Source organism: Streptomyces gossypii (assembly GCF_025165795.1).
Lineage (GTDB): Bacteria > Actinomycetota > Actinomycetes > Streptomycetales > Streptomycetaceae > Streptomyces > Streptomyces gossypii.
Map to the genome: position 1 here is coordinate 144,173 of NZ_JAJAGO010000014.1, position 17,014 is coordinate 161,186.

General features: G+C 72.3%; 18 protein-coding genes. 9 read left to right on the forward strand and 9 right to left on the reverse strand.

The features are described 5' to 3' along the window. Positions 1–162: 162 nt before the first annotated feature. From LHJ74_RS27200 to LHJ74_RS27210, 3 genes are read right to left on the reverse strand one after another with little or no spacing between them, the layout of a single operon-like run. Positions 163–1,398: an MAB_1171c family putative transporter gene (locus LHJ74_RS27200; protein WP_260220910.1), complete on the reverse strand. Its 1,236-nt coding sequence runs from the start codon at positions 1,396–1,398 to the stop codon at positions 163–165. After that, positions 1,395–1,991, reverse strand: a complete 597-nt coding sequence (locus LHJ74_RS27205; protein WP_260220911.1) for a hypothetical protein — start codon at positions 1,989–1,991, stop codon at positions 1,395–1,397. Before LHJ74_RS27205 ends, LHJ74_RS27200 begins: the two co-directional genes overlap by 4 nt. Positions 1,992–2,004: 13 nt before the next feature. Beyond that, positions 2,005–2,475: a helix-turn-helix domain-containing protein gene (locus LHJ74_RS27210; RefSeq protein ID WP_260220912.1), complete on the reverse strand. Its 471-nt coding sequence runs from the start codon at positions 2,473–2,475 to the stop codon at positions 2,005–2,007. A 222-nt stretch (positions 2,476–2,697) separates the two neighbouring features. On the opposite strand from LHJ74_RS27210, the gene LHJ74_RS27215 reads away from it, so the two are divergent. The 4 genes from LHJ74_RS27215 (at position 2,698) to LHJ74_RS27230 (ending at position 7,377) form a co-directional block, all read left to right on the forward strand. Next, positions 2,698–3,561: a GGDEF domain-containing protein gene (locus LHJ74_RS27215; RefSeq protein ID WP_260220913.1), complete on the forward strand. Its 864-nt coding sequence runs from the start codon at positions 2,698–2,700 to the stop codon at positions 3,559–3,561. A 123-nt stretch (positions 3,562–3,684) separates the two neighbouring features. After that, on the forward strand, positions 3,685–4,119 hold the full coding sequence (locus tag LHJ74_RS27220; RefSeq protein WP_260220914.1) for a DoxX family protein: 435 nt from the start codon (positions 3,685–3,687) through the stop codon (positions 4,117–4,119). Positions 4,120–4,123: 4 nt separating this feature from the next. Continuing rightward, positions 4,124–5,542: a mycothione reductase gene (locus tag LHJ74_RS27225; protein WP_260220915.1), complete on the forward strand. Its 1,419-nt coding sequence runs from the start codon at positions 4,124–4,126 to the stop codon at positions 5,540–5,542. Positions 5,543–5,634: 92 nt separating this feature from the next. Continuing rightward, the gene (locus LHJ74_RS27230) at positions 5,635–7,377 is read left to right on the forward strand and encodes a pyruvate dehydrogenase (protein ID WP_260220916.1); all 1,743 of its coding nucleotides are present in this window, start codon (positions 5,635–5,637) and stop codon (positions 7,375–7,377) included. A gap of 15 nt (positions 7,378–7,392) precedes the next feature. Here the strand turns inward: LHJ74_RS27230 and LHJ74_RS27235 are convergent, their stop codons facing one another. After that, positions 7,393–8,259, reverse strand: coding sequence for an Fpg/Nei family DNA glycosylase (locus LHJ74_RS27235; RefSeq protein ID WP_260220917.1), 867 nt, complete (start codon positions 8,257–8,259; stop codon positions 7,393–7,395). A 106-nt stretch (positions 8,260–8,365) separates the two neighbouring features. After that, positions 8,366–8,791, reverse strand: coding sequence for an OsmC family protein (locus LHJ74_RS27240; RefSeq protein ID WP_260220918.1), 426 nt, complete (start codon positions 8,789–8,791; stop codon positions 8,366–8,368). 208 nt (positions 8,792–8,999) lie between these two features. Between LHJ74_RS27240 and LHJ74_RS27245 the strand changes: the two genes are divergently transcribed. Then, on the forward strand, positions 9,000–9,563 hold the full coding sequence (locus tag LHJ74_RS27245) for an MSCRAMM family adhesin SdrC (protein WP_260220919.1): 564 nt from the start codon (positions 9,000–9,002) through the stop codon (positions 9,561–9,563). A gap of 107 nt (positions 9,564–9,670) precedes the next feature. Continuing rightward, positions 9,671–10,795 (forward strand): WD40/YVTN/BNR-like repeat-containing protein, encoded by a 1,125-nt coding sequence (locus tag LHJ74_RS27250; RefSeq protein ID WP_260220920.1) that lies wholly within the window; start codon positions 9,671–9,673, stop codon positions 10,793–10,795. Between the two features lie 93 nt (positions 10,796–10,888). Here the strand turns inward: LHJ74_RS27250 and LHJ74_RS27255 are convergent, their stop codons facing one another. From LHJ74_RS27255 to LHJ74_RS27270, 4 genes are all read right to left on the reverse strand, one after another. Next, complete coding sequence (locus LHJ74_RS27255; protein WP_260220971.1) at positions 10,889–11,632, reverse strand: SDR family NAD(P)-dependent oxidoreductase; 744 nt, start codon at positions 11,630–11,632, stop codon at positions 10,889–10,891. A gap of 18 nt (positions 11,633–11,650) precedes the next feature. Continuing rightward, positions 11,651–12,115 (reverse strand): LysR substrate-binding domain-containing protein, encoded by a 465-nt coding sequence (locus tag LHJ74_RS27260; protein ID WP_260220972.1) that lies wholly within the window; start codon positions 12,113–12,115, stop codon positions 11,651–11,653. A 174-nt stretch (positions 12,116–12,289) separates the two neighbouring features. Continuing rightward, the gene (locus tag LHJ74_RS27265; RefSeq protein WP_260220921.1) at positions 12,290–13,192 is read right to left on the reverse strand and encodes an MBL fold metallo-hydrolase; all 903 of its coding nucleotides are present in this window, start codon (positions 13,190–13,192) and stop codon (positions 12,290–12,292) included. Positions 13,193–13,216: 24 nt separating this feature from the next. After that, a complete protein-coding gene (locus tag LHJ74_RS27270) occupies positions 13,217–14,515 on the reverse strand; it encodes an MFS transporter (RefSeq protein ID WP_260220922.1) in 1,299 nt (432 codons plus the stop codon). A gap of 127 nt (positions 14,516–14,642) precedes the next feature. Here LHJ74_RS27270 and LHJ74_RS27275 point away from each other — a divergent pair, with 127 nt between their 5' ends. From LHJ74_RS27275 to LHJ74_RS27285, 3 genes are all read left to right on the forward strand, one after another. Beyond that, a complete protein-coding gene (locus LHJ74_RS27275; protein ID WP_260220923.1) occupies positions 14,643–14,852 on the forward strand; it encodes a hypothetical protein in 210 nt (69 codons plus the stop codon). Continuing rightward, positions 14,839–16,230, forward strand: coding sequence for an amidase (locus LHJ74_RS27280; protein WP_260220924.1), 1,392 nt, complete (start codon positions 14,839–14,841; stop codon positions 16,228–16,230). The genes LHJ74_RS27275 and LHJ74_RS27280 overlap by 14 nt, the downstream gene beginning before the upstream one ends. Positions 16,231–16,397: 167 nt before the next feature. Next, the gene (locus tag LHJ74_RS27285) at positions 16,398–16,976 is read left to right on the forward strand and encodes a TetR/AcrR family transcriptional regulator (RefSeq protein WP_260220925.1); all 579 of its coding nucleotides are present in this window, start codon (positions 16,398–16,400) and stop codon (positions 16,974–16,976) included. Positions 16,977–17,014: the final 38 nt, after the last annotated feature.

Below are 17,014 nucleotides of genomic sequence, written 5' to 3' on the forward strand. Positions count from 1 at the left end.
GAGCCAGGACAGCACATGAACCTCCAAGCTTTCCTGTACGAACCCGGGCTGGTCCGACCGGGCGGGTGTTGATCGTGGAAGACCTGCCGGGCCGCTGACCCGCAGGCAGCGTGAGCCAGGAGTTCCCCTGCCCGCGCCGGGGGAGGATTCAGTGTTCCTCCCTCACTGCCCGGGGGCGGATGCATGGTTGCGGCCGTCGGGGTCCCGCTCCGCGGGGCCGACAACTGCGGCGGCCACCACCGGCGAGTGGGCGTAGGCCCGGGAGACCTTGGTCAGCCAGGCCAGTTCGCCGGCACCGTCCGCACCGCCGCGCGGCGTCTGCTCGGACGGTTCGTCGGCGGGGGCGAACTTGCGGTTCACCGCCTTGGCGGCCACCGCGGATTTCAGCCGGGTCGCGTCCACGACTGCCTGCAGATCCGTGCCGGAGAGCGAGGACTCCCGCCCCAGCCGCAGCGCGGTGGCGGCGGCCTGCGGATCGGTGTGCGAACGCAGCGCGAGGCGGCCGTCGTTGATCTCCGCTAGCCGCCTTGTCAGCCGCAGCTCCAGATCCCACCAGGGCAGCCGGGCGGGCGGCACGATCGCGGGGACGGCGCGGCGCAGCGCGTCCCACAGCGGGTACAGGTCGCGGTAGGCGCGGTAGCGTGCGAAGCGCCCGCGCAGCCGCGTCAGATGCTCGCCACCGGCGGGCAGCGCGTAACCGGTGGCGCTCACCACCAGCCCGAGCGTCGCGAACACCGGGGCGACGTCGGTGCTGAGGGCGTCCCAGTTCCGGCCCGTCCAACGGGCCACGACCGCCACCAGTTTGGAGAGGGCGAAGAGCAGCCCGCCGACCGCCCCCGCCACGATGAACCACAGCCCGCGCCGCAGCCAGGCACGCCCCGCGATCTGTGCCCAGTGCGCGCCGGTGCGGATCAGCTGGATCATGGCGACGGCAAGGGCCAGCAGATAGACGAGGATGGATTCGGCGATGTACGGCGTGTTCGCGTAGTACGTGTCGAAGTCGAGACGCCGCTCGACCGGGGCGTCACCGAGGAAGAACAGCACGTTCAGGCAGACGATGAGCAGCGTGTATGTCACCACCCAGTGGCGCGCGATCAGTCGGGCCCGCTCCGGCGGGTGCCGCCAGAAGGCGATGAGGGCGAGCGAGGACGAACTCAGCGCGATGAGCAGGGAGTAGACGAGCGGCGCGGAGCAGTTGTGCACTCCCGTGACGCTGTTGACGCGGGCGATTGCCCTCGGTGCCGCGAAGAAGACGGCGGTCGCGGCCAGGAACAGCGTGACGCAGACCGCCCAGCGCATCGGGTTGCGCGGGGCGCGGCGCAGATCGTGCAGCTTGTAGGTAAGGGTCGCCCAGGCGGCGGCGGAGCAGAACCAGTAGACGGGGGTGGGGTCGGTCATCGCGGGCGGCCGCCCCCGCGCCGCCCCAGCGTGTTCTCCAGCCGGTGCACGACGGCCGCCTCCGCGTCGGGCACCGTCCAGGTCTCCTCGGCCAGCCACCGGCTGACCCTCGCCATCAGCAGCGAGGCGAAGAAGTCGGCCTCCTGTTCCTCCTCCGCGCTGCAGTGCGTACGCCGGGCGATGATGCGGGAGACCGTCTCCGGGTCCAGTGAGGGGAACAGCCGCCGGTCCACGTCCCCGGCGGGCGTCTCGTCGTCGGCCCGAGCGGCCTGGGCGGCATGAGCGCCGGTATTGCCCGTGGTGTCCCGGTGATCAACCTCCATGTGCCAGAACTCATGGCAGGTGATGAGGAGTTGGTGCCACGGGCTGGTGTGGGCCTCACACAGGATGTAGTGGGCGTCGTCGGTGGCCACCCACAGTCCGCTGACGGTGTCGGGCGGGAACGGGACGAGCCGGTGGTGCACCGCACGCCCCTGCCGCTGCTCCATCCGGGTGCACAGTGCCGCTATCACCTGCTGCGGTTCGGCGGGCAGCGGCAGGTCCAGGTCGCGGACCAGCGCAGCACAACTGCGGCGCATGACCTTCATGTCCATCGTGGCACCGCCCTCACGTGTCGGGCGGACCGGGCGGCTGTGCCCGCGTGTCGCCCTCGAGTACATGCTCGACGATCTGGGTCACGGCGGCGAGCCCCTCGGGAGACAGTTCCAGCGCGCGCAGCGCGAGGTTCCGTACGCCCAGGTTGCGGGCCACCTTGGCGAGCTCGATTTCCGCGGCTGCCCGCGCGGCGGTGGACTCGTCGAGGAAGTAGGAGGTGGGCACGCCGAAGAACCGGGCCAGCGCGGTGAGTAACTCGGTGGACGGATTGCGCTTGGTCCCCTTGCGCAGTGCCGAGAGGTAGGCGCCGCCGACCCGGATGCCGGGGTTCACCCGCTTGACGGCGGTGGCGACCTCTTCGTTCGTATACGGGCGGCCGCGCGGGCCGTGCGGCCGGATGTCGTCGAAGAGCCGGTCCAGATGGGCGGCGAGAGTCGGCCGGTCCGCGTGTTCCGGCTCCGGCTGTCGTGCGTCCTCGAGCACCGCTACCACCTCCACCACGCGGCCCTTCGGCCCGACGCGATCTCAACTGGCCCTTTCCCAACGGTGGTTGACACCCAGGGCCACCGCGAGTCTAGACTCACACAGCGCAACTGCTCAACTACTAGTTGAGTTGAATGATTAACAGTCAACCCGAAGTTGCTCAAGGCTCACCGGGCGAAGCGCAGTGGACCCGTGCTTCCATGATGTCGGGAGAGGCAGTCGATGACCACCGTGCCGAGGTCGGCCGAGCAGAAACACTGCGCCCTGTGCAGGAAGCCGTTGACCGACCGGCTCACCGGCGTGCTGGACCGGCTGGAGTGGGACAACAGAGCCGCCCGTGCCGCCGCGCGTGCCCGGCGCCACGGGCAGCCGATGGCCCTGATACTCGCGGATCTCGACCGCTTCAAGGCGGTGAACGACCGGTACGGCCATCTCGCGGGCGACGCGGTGCTGCGCGCCGTCGCGGGGGCGCTCGACCGCACGGAGAACAGCATCGTCGGCCGGTACGGCGGGCACGCCGGTGACGAGTTCCTGATCCTGCTGCCCGGCGCGACCGAGGACGAGGCGCTCGCCGTCGCCCGCGGCGCTCAGGAGGCCGTCCGGCGGCTGTCCGTGAGCGCCCGCTCCAGCCGCAGCAGTACGGTCACGCTCACCGGGCAGGCCGTCTCGATGGGCGTGGCGGCCTACGGCGGTCCGGGCGCGTCCAGGGGAGGTCTCGCCGATCTCCTGCTGGACGCCGATGTGGCACTGCGCGCCGCGAAGTCCGCGGGCGGCGACCGTGCCTACGGTGCGGGCGGCGGATCCGGCCCCGCGGTGCCGGAGTTGCCCCGCCAGCGTCGGCCCTCCAGGTCCCCCCGGCAGGCGCCGCAGCCGCAGGCCCCCCACCCCTCGCATCCGCAGTCCCCGCCGCCTCCGCAGGTATCAACGGCCCGTCCCGCGGTGCGCGTCTCGCTGGCCTCCTTCGGGGTTGATACGCGCGTCCTGCCCGACGAACTGGTGCTCTCGCCCGCCGATGCGGAACGGCTGCACGCGCTGCTGGGCGAGGCGCTGGGCCGCCGCGCCCCCGCGCACGCCCCGGCGCCGTGACAAGGCCCCGATGGTGCCTGCGGACGCCTGTCTGAGGGGCTGGCTCGACGCCCGGATTACTGTTGAGCAGAGAACCCCGGTGCGGGCAGCCCGCGCCGTCAACCTCCGGTGGGAGCACACAGAATGGCCGTACGCCGTCGCCTCTCGGGCGCCGAATCGCTTGCCGCGCTGCTGGCCGGTGCGGGCGTGGCACACCTCGCCGTGCCGAAGCTCTTCGACTCGCTCGTCCCGCGCGCCCTGCCCGGCAGCCCCCGGGCCTGGACCTACGCGAGTGGCGCCGTCGAACTCGTGCTGGCCGCCGGTCTCGCCCACCCGCGCACCCGCAGGTCCGGCGGCCGGGCGGCGGCCGCGTACTTCGTGGCCGTGTTCCCCGCCAACGTGAAGATGGCGCGCGACTGGCGCGACCGGCCCGCCCCGCTGGGCGCGCTCGCCAGCGCCCGGCTGCCACTCCAGATCCCGCTGGTGTGGTGGGCCCTGCGTGCGAGCGGCGAGCCCGCCGACGGCCGCCAGTGCCCGGCCCCCGCGGCCCAGGCGTCCCGTGCGCAGAGCGGAGATTGAGGGCGTGTCCCACTACGACCTGGTCGTCATCGGTACCGGATCCGGAAACTCCCTGGTGGACCACCGCTTCGCCGGGTGGCGGACGGCGCTCGTGGAGAAGGGCACCTTCGGTGGCACGTGTCTGAACGTCGGCTGCATCCCGACCAAGATGTATGTGCACACCGCAGACCTGGCCGTGGCCCCGGCCGCCGGTGCCCGGCTCGGCGTGGACGCCGAACTGCGCGGGGTGCGCTGGCGCGAGGTACGCGACCGCGTCTTCGGCCGGATCGACCCCATCGCGCGCGACGGCCGCGCCTACCGGCTGGCGCATGAGGACAACGCCGGACTCACGGTGTACGAGGGGCAGGGCCGCTTCACCGGGCACAAGGAGCTGACCATCTCCTTCCCGGACGCAGGCGGGTCCGGAGCCCCGGGGCGCGGCGAGGAGACCGTGACCGCGGACAAGTTCGTCCTCGCCGCCGGGAGCCGCCCGGTGGCCCCGGACATACCCGGGCTGGCCGAGTCCGGCTACCACACCTCCGACACCGTGATGCGGATCGACGAGCTGCCCCGCAGCATGGTGATCCTCGGCAGCGGGTTCGTCGCCGCGGAGTTCGCCCATGTGTTCGCCTCGTTCGGTGTCCAGGTGACGGTGATCGCCCGCTCGGGCGCGCTGCTGCGGGCGGAGGACGCGGACATCAGCACCCGGTTCACCGAACTGGCCGCCCAGCGCTTCGACGTACGCCTGCGGCGCACCGCCGAGCGCGCACGCCGCACCGGCTCGGGCATCGCGCTCGACCTCACCGGCCCCGCGGGCACGGAGACCGTCGAAGGGGAACTCCTGCTGGTGGCCACCGGCCGGCGGTCCAACTCCGACCTGCTGGACGTCGCCGCCACCGGAGTGACCACCACGGACGGCGGACGGGTCAGCGTCGACCCGCAGCAGCGCACCAGCGTGCCGGGCATCTACGCGCTGGGCGACCTCTCCTCGCCGTACGAACTCAAGCACGTCGCCAACCACGAGGCCCGGGTCGTCCAGCACAACCTGCTCCATCCGGACCAGCCGGTCGCCGCCGACCACCGCTATGTGCCGCACGCCGTCTTCACCTCGCCGCAGATCGCCGCCGTCGGGCTGACCGAGCGGGAGGCGCGGGAACGAGGCGTCCGCTTCGTGAGCGCGACCGCGGAGTACGCCGGGATCGCGTACGGCTGGGCGATGGAGGACACCACCGGCTTCGCCAAGCTGCTGGCCGACCCCTCCACCGGATTGCTGCTCGGCGCGCACATCATCGGACCGCAGGCCGCCACCTTGATCCAGCCGCTGATCCAGGCGATGAACTTCGGACTGGACGCGCGCAGCATGGCGCGAGGTCAGCTGTGGATCCACCCGGCGATGCCGGAACTCGTCGAGAACGCACTGCTGGCACTGCCGCTCGACGCGTAGGCCTGCCCGCCGGGGCAGCCGCTTCGCCGCGCGGGCTTCCCTTGCGGCCTCTACGCTCGATGCCGGAGCCACCGACCGTACGAGGGGATGCCATGGCCGCCGTGAAAGTCGCCGACCAGCTTGTCCAGGTCCTGATCCAGTCCGGGGTCGAGCGGGTCTACGGAGTCGTCGGCGACAGCCTCAACCCCTTCGTCGACGCCATCCGCCGCTCGGACGGCGCACTGCAGTGGGTGCATGTGCGCAACGAGGAGGCGGGTGCCTTCGCCGCCGCCGCCGAGGCGCAGATCACCGGGCGCCTCACCGTCTGCGCCGGTTCCTGCGGCCCCGGCAACACCCATCTGGTGCAGGGTCTGTACGACGCCCAGCGCAGCGGCGCGCCCGTACTGGCGATCGCCTCGCACATCCCCACCGGCCAGATCGGCACCAGCTTCTTCCAGGAGACCCACCCCGAACAGCTGTTCAACGAGGTGGCCGACTGGTGTGAACTCCTCTCCCAGCCGGAGCAGATGCCCCGACTGGCCCGGATCGCCGCGCAGCGGGCGCTCGGCGGCTCCACCGTCGCCGTGCTGGTGCTGCCCGGCGACCTGGGCGAGAAACCGGCGCCCAACCCGACCGGGCGTACCGTCCCCACCCCCGCCTGCGGCACCGTCACCCCCGCGCCGGATGTGGTGGAGAAGCTGGCCGGCGCACTCAACGAAGCGGAGAAGGTCACCCTCTTCTGCGGCGTGGGCACCCGCCACGCGCACAGCCAGGTGATGCGGCTTGCCGAGACGCTCAAGGCGCCGGTCGGCCATACGCTGCGCGGAAAAGAGTGGATCCAGTACGAGAACCCCTATGACGTGGGGATGATCGGACTCCTCGGGTACGGAGCCTGCCACGACGCCGTGCACGGCGCCGATCTGCTGCTGATGCTCGGCACCGACTTCCCCTACGACGCCTTCCTGCCGCAGGCCCGCACCATCCAGGTCGACAACGACGCCCGCACCATGGGCCGTCGCACCCCGCTGCGACTCGCCGTACACGGGGACGTCGCCGCCACGCTCGACGCCGTGCAGCCGCTGCTGGCACCCGCAGGCGACCGGAGCTTCCTCGACACCATGCTGCGCAAGCACGAACGCGCCCTGACCACGGCCGTCGACGCCTACACCCGCAACGTCGAACACCACACCCCGATCCACCCGGAGTACGCGGCCAGCCTGCTGGACTCCATCGCCGCCGACGACGCCGTCTTCACCGTCGACACCGGCATGAACAACGTGTGGGCCGCCCGCTATCTCACCCCCAACGGCCGCCGCCGCGTCATCGGCTCCTTCAGCCACGGCAGCATGGCCAACGCCCTGCCGCACGCCGTCGGCGCCGCCTTCGCCGACCGCTCCCGCCAGGTCGTCTCGCTCTCCGGCGACGGCGGCCTGGCGATGCTGCTCGGCGAACTGCTCACCGTGAAGCAGCACGACCTCCAGGTGAAGACGGTGGTCTTCAACAACGCCTCGCTGGGCATGGTCCGGCTGGAGATGATGGTCGACGGGCTGCCCGCCTACGAGACCGATCACGCCCCCGTCGACTACAGCGCCATCGCGCGCGGCGTCGGCATCCCCGCCTGGCGGGTGGAGCAGCCGAGCGAGGTGGCCGGCGCGCTCACCGACGCGCTGGGGCGCCCCGGGCCCGCGCTGGTGGAGCTGATCACCGACCCCAACGCGCTTTCCGTGCCCTCCCACATCACCTTCGGCCAGGTGAAGGGCTTCGCCCTGGCGGCGGGCCGCACGGTGCTGGACGGCGGCGTCGGCACCATGCTCGACCTGGCCCGCTCCAACCTCCGCAACATCCCCCGTCCCTGAGCGGGGGCGGGAGCGCTACTTCAGCAGGCGGGACATCCGCCGGTCGGCGAGCGGTTTGCCGCCGGTCTGGCAGGTCGGGCAGTACTGCAACGAGGAGTCGTGAAAGGAGACTTCGCGCACGGTGTCCCCGCAGACGGGGCACGGCAGTCCGGTGCGCCCGTGCACCCGCATGCCGCTCTTCTTCTCGGTTTTGAGGTTCCCCGCCGCCACCCCACGGGAGCGCTCGACGGCCTCGCGCAGCGTCTCGCCCACGGCGGCGTACAGCGTGCCGGTCTCCTCCTCGGAGAGCCCGCCCGCGGGCTTGTACGGCGACATGCGCGCGGCGTGCAGGATCTCGTCCGAGTAGGCGTTGCCGATCCCGGCGACGGTGCTCTGATCGCGGAGCACCCCCTTGATCCGGCGCCGCTCGCCGCGCAGCAGTGCGCGGAACGCCTCCGGCGTGAAGTCCTCGGCGAGCGGGTCGGGGCCCAGGCGGGCGACGCCGGGCACCTCGGTGGGGTCGCGTACGACGTACGCCGCCAGGCGCTTCTGGCTGCCCGCCTCGGTGAGGTCGACCGCGGCGGCTTCCGGTTCGGCCAGGACCAGGCGGAGGGCCAGCGGGCCCTTGCCGGGGCGGGGCGGCGCCGGGGGCGGCTTCTCGTGCCAGCGCAGCCAGCCCGCCCGGGCCAGATGGACCACCAGGTGCAGATCGCCGGCCGTCAGGTCGAGGAACTTGCCCCAGCGCGCCACCTCGGTGAAGGTCTGCCCTTCGAGGGCGGTCAGCGGCGGGTCGTACGTCTTGAGCACGTTCACGGCGAGGGCGTGGGCGCTGGCGACCGTCCGGCCGACGAGTCGTGCGGCCAGGAACTCGCGGAGAGACGCCACCTCCGGCAATTCGGGCATAGTACCCATTCTGCCAGTGGTGGTCCGGGGGCCGCCCGCCGAGTCGTGGACTGCGCCGCATACGGGTGCGGCACATGGTGCGGCGGGCGGCCTGCCGGAGTACCGCTCAGGCGAGCTTCGCCGAGAGGGTGATCGTGGTACCGGTCAGGGCCTGGCTCACCGGGCAGTTCGCCTTGGCGTTCTCGGCCGCCTCGGTGAACGCGCTCTCGTCCATGCCCGGGACCTCACCCTCCACGGTGAGGTGGATCCCGGTGATGCCGGTGCCCGGCTGGAAGGTCACCTCGGCCTGGGTGTTCAGCTTGGTGGGCGGGGTGCCCGCGCTGTTCAGTCCGTTCGAGAGCGCCATCGAGAAGCAGCTGGAGTGGGCGGCCGCGATCAGCTCCTCCGGGCTGGTCTTGCCGTTCGGCTCCTCCGAACGGGCGGGCCACGACACGGGGTAGGCGCCGATCCCGGACGAGTCGAGGGTGACGGTGCCCGACCCCTCCATCAGATTCCCGTTCCAGACCGTGTGTGCGGTGCGTGTGGTCGCCATGCGGAATGCCTCCTGTGTATATAGATCGGAATCAGCGTATGCATCGGACTGCAGGCCCGATCCTCCGCCCCCCGGCCGGTGTTGCCCATCCTGACGCGCCGGTCGGCGCGGGCGCGCGACGGACAGGGCGCCGGGACGCGGCGCCGCCACTGCCGGTAACCTCCCGGACTACCGCATGTGCTCGGGGGACGAAAGGTGAAGAACGTCGATGACGGCACTCGATGACGAAGAGGTCGACGGTACGAAGGTACGCGGGGCCGATGTCCGTGACCGGGACGAGAACGCCGACCGGGATGCCGAGGGGGCCGCGGATACGGACACGCCTTCTGAGGCGGAACCGGAGACCGTTGCCGTTGCGGACACGGAGACTGACGAGGGCTCGGACGCCGACGAGGGCTCGGACGCCGACCGCGGCGCCACATTGGGGGCCCGTCCCGACGCGGCCCCCGACCCCGATGACGACGACCTCGCCGACCTCTACGACGACGAGGAGCCGGCGCGGCGGCCCCGTCTGACGCGAGCCGGGCAGGCACGCCGCACCCGCGCGGTGACCTCCGCCGTCGTCATGATCGCCGTCGCCACCGCACTTGTCGTCCGGCTCGGCAGCGCTCCGTCCCTGCTGACGGTCGGTCTCTACGGCATCGCGCTGATACTTTCCGGGACCGCGATCGTGCTGAGCCGCAGAGGCCGTACGCGCTGGGCGATGGCCGTGCTCGGCTGCGGCTTCGTGATGGTCGTCCTCGCGGAGCAGATGCTGCCGGACGGGGGCTGAGGAGCTGCTGTCCTGCCCCCGGCCGGCAGGACGACGGCTTCTTGCATCCGCTGACGGGCTCTCCTGGGCAGTGACGCCACCGCCGCCATGGGCTAGGTTCCGTGCCCATGAGGCTGAAGGGAAAGCTGAGGCGAGCAGCGGCGGCCGGACTGTGCGGGGCGGCCCTGGCCGCCGCGCTCGGCACGGGCCAGGCACAGGCGGACGGTCAGAAGCGGGCGGGGCAGGCACAGCCGTCGGCCCGCTGGGAGTCGGCCGCGCCCGGCTGGTCGCTCAAGGACAGCGGGACGGATGCCCGGTTCCGTGGGCTGGACGCGGTCAGCCGCTCCACGGCGTGGGTGGCGGGCAGCGGCGGCACCGTACTGCGGACCAGGGACGGCGGCCGTCACTGGAATGACGTGTCGCCGCCGGGCGCGGCCGGTCTGGAGTTCCGGGACGTCGAGGCGTTCGGCGCGCGGCGCGCCGTGGTGCTCGCCATCGGACCGGGCGAGGAGTCGCGGGTGTTCCGTACGGCGGACGGCGGTGCCACCTGGGCGGAGACCTTCCGCAACGACACCCCCGAGGCGTTCTACAACTGTCTTACGTTCTTCGACGCCCGGCACGGTCTGGCCGTCAGCGACCCGGTGAACGGCAAGTTCCGCATCCTGTCGACCGGGGACGGCGGCCGCAGCTGGCGTGTGCTGCCCGACCGGGGCATGCCGCCCGCGCAGGAGGGCGAGGCGAACTTCGCGGCCAGCGGGCAGTGCCTGGTGAGCAGCGGCCCGCGCGATGTGTGGATGGCCACCGGCGGTGCCGGGACGGCGCGGGTACTGCACTCCGCCGACCGGGGACACACCTGGCGTGCGGCCGAGGCGCCGATCCCGGCGGGAGCCGGGGAGCGTGGCGTCTTCGGGCTCGCCTTCCGCGACGCCCGCCACGGTGTGGCGGTCGGCGGTGACTTCCGGCCCGGCGAGCAGTCGCCTGACGCCTCGGCGGTGACCGGCGACGGCGGCCGGACGTGGACGGACAGCGCCCGCCCGGTGCCGGAGTACCGTTCGGGCGTTGCCTGGCTGCCGCACACCCGCCGCATCGCACTGGCCGTCGGGCCGACGGGCACCGACGTCACCTTCGACGGCGGGCGCAACTGGCGGACGGTGGACGCTGGTTCCTACGACACGGTGGACTGCGCGGACGACTTCGGGTGCTGGGCCTCCGGGGAGGACGGCCGTATCGCCCGGCTGGAGCCGTCCCGCTGACCTGCCGAGCCGCCCCCACCCGTGTGTGCGTACGGATGGGGGCGGCTCCGGGCTTCCGGACGGGCTCCGGATTGGCTCCGGATTTGCTGACGGTCAGGCCGAGTGGCCGCCGTCCACGGCGAGGGAGGCGCCGGTGATGTAATTGCCGCCCTCACCCGCCAGATGTGCCACCGTCGCGGCGATCTCCGACGGCTCGGCGTGGCGGCCGAGAACGGTGAAGCCCTGCTGCGCCGACGCGCTGGGCCCGTCCGCCGGGTTCATGTCCGTGTTGGTCGGGCCGGGCTGCACCAGATTCGCGGTGATGCCGCGTCCGCCCAGCTCCCGGGCGAGCCCCTTGGTGAGGCCGGTCAGCGCCGCCTTGCTGGTGGCGTACAGCGTGGCGCCCGGGAAGGGGACGCGCTCGGTGATGCAGGAACCGATGTTGATGATCCGTCCGCCCTCGGCGAGCTGCCCGGCGGCGGCACGCGCCGCGAGGTAGGCACCCCGCACGTTCACCGCGAGCACCCGGTCGATGTCCTCGAGAGACAGCTCACCGATCGGGGCCATCACGCCGGTACCCGCGTTGTTCACAAGGATGTCGAGACGCCCGAACTCCGTGACGGTGCCTTCGACGGCCGCCGTCACGTCCGGGCCCTCGCCGAAGTCGGCGCGTACGGCCCAGCCGCGCCTGCCCGCCGCCTCGATCCCGGCGACGACCTGCGCGGCCTGCTCCTTGTTGTGCTGGTAGGTCAGGGCGACGTCCGCGCCGTCCTGCGCCAGCCGCAGCGCCACCGCCGCGCCGATCCCGCGGCTGCCACCGGTGACCAGAGCGACCTTGCCGTTGAGCGGAGAAATCATGGTGTCCATCCCTGTTTGTTACGTGTTTTCGGGCTTGGACTGATACTCGCGCGGCCGGTGGGGCCGTGGCTGGCGGGATTCGGACAGGACATCTGACAGGCCCGTCGGGCTGCCCATGGTGAGGGCCGCACGCGGGTCAGAACACGCGATCGTGCCGGATGTGGTGGGGGAGGAGGTCCAGAAACGCGTGCGGCGCGCGTGTGGGTGGCGCGTCGCCGAGGTGACCACGCTGAGCGTCCAGGACAGTTCGGCGTCCGCCAACGGCACCGCACGCACGGCCGGTCCGGCCGCTTTCGCGACTCGGGGGAACAGGAAGGCCACGCCGAGGCCGTGGGCCACGTGGTCGGGGATCGAGGTGATGTCGGAAACCTCGATCAGGACGCGTCGTGCCAGTTCCGCTCTGGTGAAGGCGTCGTCGACCAGCTTCCGCTGCCCGGACCCCCTCGGCATGTCGACGAAGGTGGCGTCGGCGACCTCGCGCAGACGGACGGCCGGTCGCCGGGCCGGCTGCTCTTTGCGTGCGCCGTGCTGGTGGACGCCCTTCGCGTACTTGTCCCTGGCGTGTTCGACCTTGGCGGCGAATTCGAGAGGAGCGGCCCTGGTGGGGTCCGAGGGGCTGGGCCATACCTGCGTGACCGAGAGGGCGTGGCGACGGCATCAGGAAGCGGGGACGGACTCCAGCCGGTAGGCGTCCCCGTGGGCGACCACGCGGCCGGCGGTGGGCGGTGCGAAGTGGGTGCCGAGGAGGAGGGTGTCCGTGCCGGCGAGGGAGCCGAGCAGCTTGCGGCGGGTGGCCTCGGACTGCCGCGGGTCGATGTCGACGCAGGCGCCGATGACGGGGTGGGCGAGCTGGACGGGGTGGTGGACGCAGTCGCCGGAGATCAGCGCCGTCTCCTTCTGGCTGGTCAGTTCCACGGCGACGTGGCCGGGGGTGTGGCCGGGCGTCGGGATCAAGCGCAGGCCGGGGGCGATCTCGGCCCCCTTGTGCGGGACGTCGACCGTGCTCAGCAGACCCGCCTGTTCGACCGGGATCACGGAGTCGCGGAACATCTGTTCGCGTGCCTCCTCCATGTCGTACGTGGCCCAGGACTCCCGCTCGGCGCGGGAGGTGAGGTAGCGGGCGTTGGGGAAGGTGGGGACCCATTCGCCGTTCACCTGCCGTGTGTTCCAGCCGACGTGATCGGCGTGCAGGTGAGTGAGGATCACCAGGTCGACGGAGTCCGGGGGGAAACCGGCGGCGGTGAGGCGCTCCAGGAAGTCGGTCCGCAGGTTGTGCCAGGCCGGGTTGGCACGCTCCTTGCCGTTGCCGATGCCGGTGTCGACGAGAACGCGCAGCCCGTTCACGACGAACGCGAAGCTGTGGCTGTCGATGTGCAGAATCCCGTCCTGGCCGGCGAAGTGGGGCTGCAGCCAGTCCTGGGCGGTCACCACCTCAGGGGTGGCGTCGGGCAGCAGCCAGGGTCCGGTCGCGGGCGGCAGGGCGACTTCGTCGATGCGGTGGACGGTGACGCCGCCCACGGTCCAGGAGGGGATGGGGGTGGCGGCGGGGGAGGTGTGCATTGTGTGTCGTTTCCTTTGTTCTCTTCAGTGGGAGCGGTCGGCTTCGGGGTGGGCCGCCCCGCGTCGTGACGCGATGAGTGCCGCCAGTGCCGCCAGGGCGAGCAGAGCGGCGGTGATGGCGTAGGCGTGTGAGGTGGTCCCCAGCCCGTAGCGCTGGGTGGCGGCGCCCGCGGCGACGGCGGGCAGGCTCATGGAGAGGTAGCTGAGGATGTAGTAGGCGGCCAGTGTCGCGGCGCGGTCCCGCTCGTCGAGCGAGGCGAGGAGCATACGCAGCGCCCCCTGGGAAACGGCGCCGAAGGCGATGCCGGCCAGCACCGCTCCGCCGTAGACGGCGGGCAGTCCGGAGCCGTGCAGACCGCTCAGGGTCAGGGCCGCGGCGGGCAGGACGGACAGGCAGCCGCCGATCGCCGTGGCGCGGGGCGGCCTGCGCCGCAGCGCCCACACGGTGAGTGCGGCGGTGGCGCTGAGGGTGAAGAAGACCATGCCGCGGGCTGCTTGCGGGGCGTCGGGGGCCACCAGGCGTACGAGGGCCGGGCCGAGGGAGGAGTAGAAGCCGCCCAGCGCCCAGACGGTGCCGACAGCGGCGCCCGCGGCCAGCAGGGTGCGGCGGGCCGGCGGCGGGACGCTGACCCGCGGGCGCAGCGACCGCAGCGCTCCCGCGTGGCGGTGGGCCGTCTCCGTGGTGAAGGTGGCCGCGATCGCCTGGGCTAGGAACAACGCCGCCAGCAGTACGTAGACGGTGACGGTGGGGGCGGGGGCGAAACGGACGAGCAGGGTGGAGACGAGCACGCCGGTGGCCATGCCGGCGACCGGGGTGACGCTGTTGGCCAGGGCGGACCGGCCCGGGCGCCGGGGGTTTTCCAGGTCGAGGAGCGCCGCGCCCGCGGCGCTGGTGGCCGCGCCGGTGGCCGCTCCTTGCAGGACCCGGGCGATGGTCAGGGAGCCCGCGCCGTCCGCTGAGGCCAGGAGGACCATGGAGGCGGCCGCCATGAGCAGGGCGCCTGCCAGGACGGGGCGTCGCCCCAGGTGGTCGGAGAGCGCTCCGGTGGTGAGCAGGGCCAGCAACAGGGCCAAAGCGTACGCGCTGAAGACCACGGTGACGGCGAGCGCGGAGAGGCCCCACTGGTCCTGGTAGAGAGGGTAGAGCGGGGTTGGAGCGCTGGACGCGGCCAGGAGGGCCGCGAGTATCGACACGTCGAGGGCGAAAGAAGCCGTGCGCCTCTTCGTACGGGTGCGGGTGGCCTGGTGAGCGACGTGCGCGGGTGCGTCGGAGATCGCGGGCGCGTCGGCCACCGCTCGTACGCCGGAGATGACGCCGGGCATGGGACTCCTTCCGTAAATGCAATGCATTTGCTTTAACCCGACCGTAGGGCCTACGGTCGGGTTAAAGCAAACCGTTAGCTTTTGGCGCGGAGTGCTTCGTTGCCACGCCCCTGATCAGGAGAAACCTGTGCCCTCCGTTGAACTCACGCCGCCCGAGGCCGCCCGCTGGGCCGCCCGTGCCGGACTTCCGCTGCCCGATGACCGCCACGCCGCGGTCGCCGCCACCGCCAACCACATCCACTCCGTCGTCGCGGTCCTGCGTGAGCTGGACTTCGGGGACACCCCGCCCGCCGGCGCCTACCGCGCCGGAAAGGAGAAGCACGATGCAGCCGTATGAGCTGACCCTCGCCGACGCCGCGCAGCGGATCCGGGCCCGCCGGCTGTCCCCCGTCGAGCTGGTGGACTCGGTCCTCGACCGCATCGACCAGGTGGACCCGCACGTCGAGGCGTACGTCGCGGTCACCGCTGAGCAGGCCCGCGGCGCGGCACGGGAGGCCGAGCAGGAAGCGGCCCGCGGCGTGTTCCGGGGGCCGCTGCACGGCGTCCCGGCCGGGCTCAAGGACCTGATCGACGTCGCCGGTTCGCCCACCAGCGCCAGTTCCCGGGTCCGGGCCGGCCACCGCGCCGCCGCCGACAGCTCGGTCGCCGCCCGGCTGCGGGCCGCGGGCTCCGTCCTGGTCGGCAAGACCCACACCCACGAGTTCGCCTACGGCCTGACCACCCCGCAGACCGGCAACGCCTGGGACCGCGGCCGGGTCGCGGGAGGCTCCAGCGGCGGGTCCGCCGTCGCGGTGGCGGCCGGGGCGGCGACCTTCGCCCTCGGCACCGACACCGGCGGGTCGATCCGGGTTCCCGCCGCGCTGAACGGGGTCGTCGGCTTCAAGCCGACCTACGGGCTGGTGCCGCGCCACGGCGTCACGTCGCTGTCCTGGTCGCTGGACCACGTCGGCCCGGTCACCCGCACCGTCGAGGACGCTGCCCTGGTCCTGACCGTCCTCGCCGGGCACGACCCGCGTGACCCCGCCTCGCTGGACACCCCCGGCGTCGACCACCGGCCGGAACGGGAGCCGGACCTGGCGGGCGTGCGCGTCGGGGTGCCGCGCAATTACTACTTCGACCATGTCGACGCGGAGGTGGAGACCGCCGTCCGCCGGGGCATCGCGCAGCTGGAGACTCTCGGCGCCCATCTCGTCGAGATCGACATCCCGATGACCCGTTACATCCAGGCCACCCAGTGGGGGCTGATGGTGCCGGAGGCCACCGCCTACCACGAGGGCACGCTGCGTACGGTCCCCGAGCTGTACCAGGCGGACGTCCGCATCCTCCTGGAGGCCGGTGAACTGATGGGCGCGGGCGACTATCTGCGTGCCCAGCGCTCCCGGACGCTCATGCAGGAGGAATGGGCCCGCATTCTGGAGAAGGTCGACGTGATCGCCGCCCCGGCGGTCCCGATGACCGCGGTGAAGGCCGGTCAGGAGAACGTCACCTGGTCCGACGGCTCGACCGAGGCCGTCTCCGACGCGTACGTGCGTCTATCCTCCCCGGCCAACATCACCGGAGTGCCCGCTCTGGCCGTCCCGGTGGGCCACGACACGGCGGGCATGCCGATCGGCATGCAGCTGCTCGGGCGGCCCTTCGGCGAGCGGCAGCTGCTGCGGGTGGGCCACGCCTACGAGCGGACGCAGTCCGCCCGATCGCTCCCGCCCGCCGCCTGAGAGCGGCGGGCGGGCCGGACGGTTCCGGCCCGGCCCGTATGCCGTTCGGCTCCGGTCGGGATCAGGGCCGGATGCCCGCAGCGAGGAGACCGGCGAGGGGGCCCTGGCGCGGCCGTCGAGCCGGCATGCTCCTCCTAAACGCAATAACCGTGCTTTAAGGTGGAGTCATGAGTCGTAAGCCGATGGTGCGCCCCGGCGGGCGCAGTGCACGGGTCCAGGCTTCGGTGCACACCGCTGTCCGCGAAATCCTGTCGGAGCGGGGCCGCGACGCGGTGACCGTCCCGCTGGTCGCCCAGCGCGCCGGAGTCACCCCCTCGACGATCTACCGCCGCTGGGGCGACCTTCAGGAGCTGCTGTCGGACGTCGCGGTGGAGCGCCTGAGGCCCGACACCGCGCCGGAGGGCCACGGCGACCTGCTGTCCGACCTGACGGCCTGGGCCGAACAGTTCCTCGACGAGATGTCGTCCCCCTCCGGCCGCGCCTACATCCGTGACGCTCTGCTCGGCGACCCGGACGGCAGCAACGCCGGTCAGTGCTCGGCCTACGCGGCCGAACAGGTCGACGTCATGCTCGCCCGCGCGATCGGCCGCGGGGAGAACACTCCCGACGTCGAGACGGCGATGGACCGCGTGGTCGCCCCCATGATGTACCGCATCCTCTTCCGCCCGGCCGGACTCGACGCCGCGTACGCCCGTCGGCTCGTGACCGAGCTCCTCGACGCGGGCGAAGAACACCCCCTCCCATGATCCAGATTCTGCGCCGCTCGCGCAGGGGAATCGCCCGG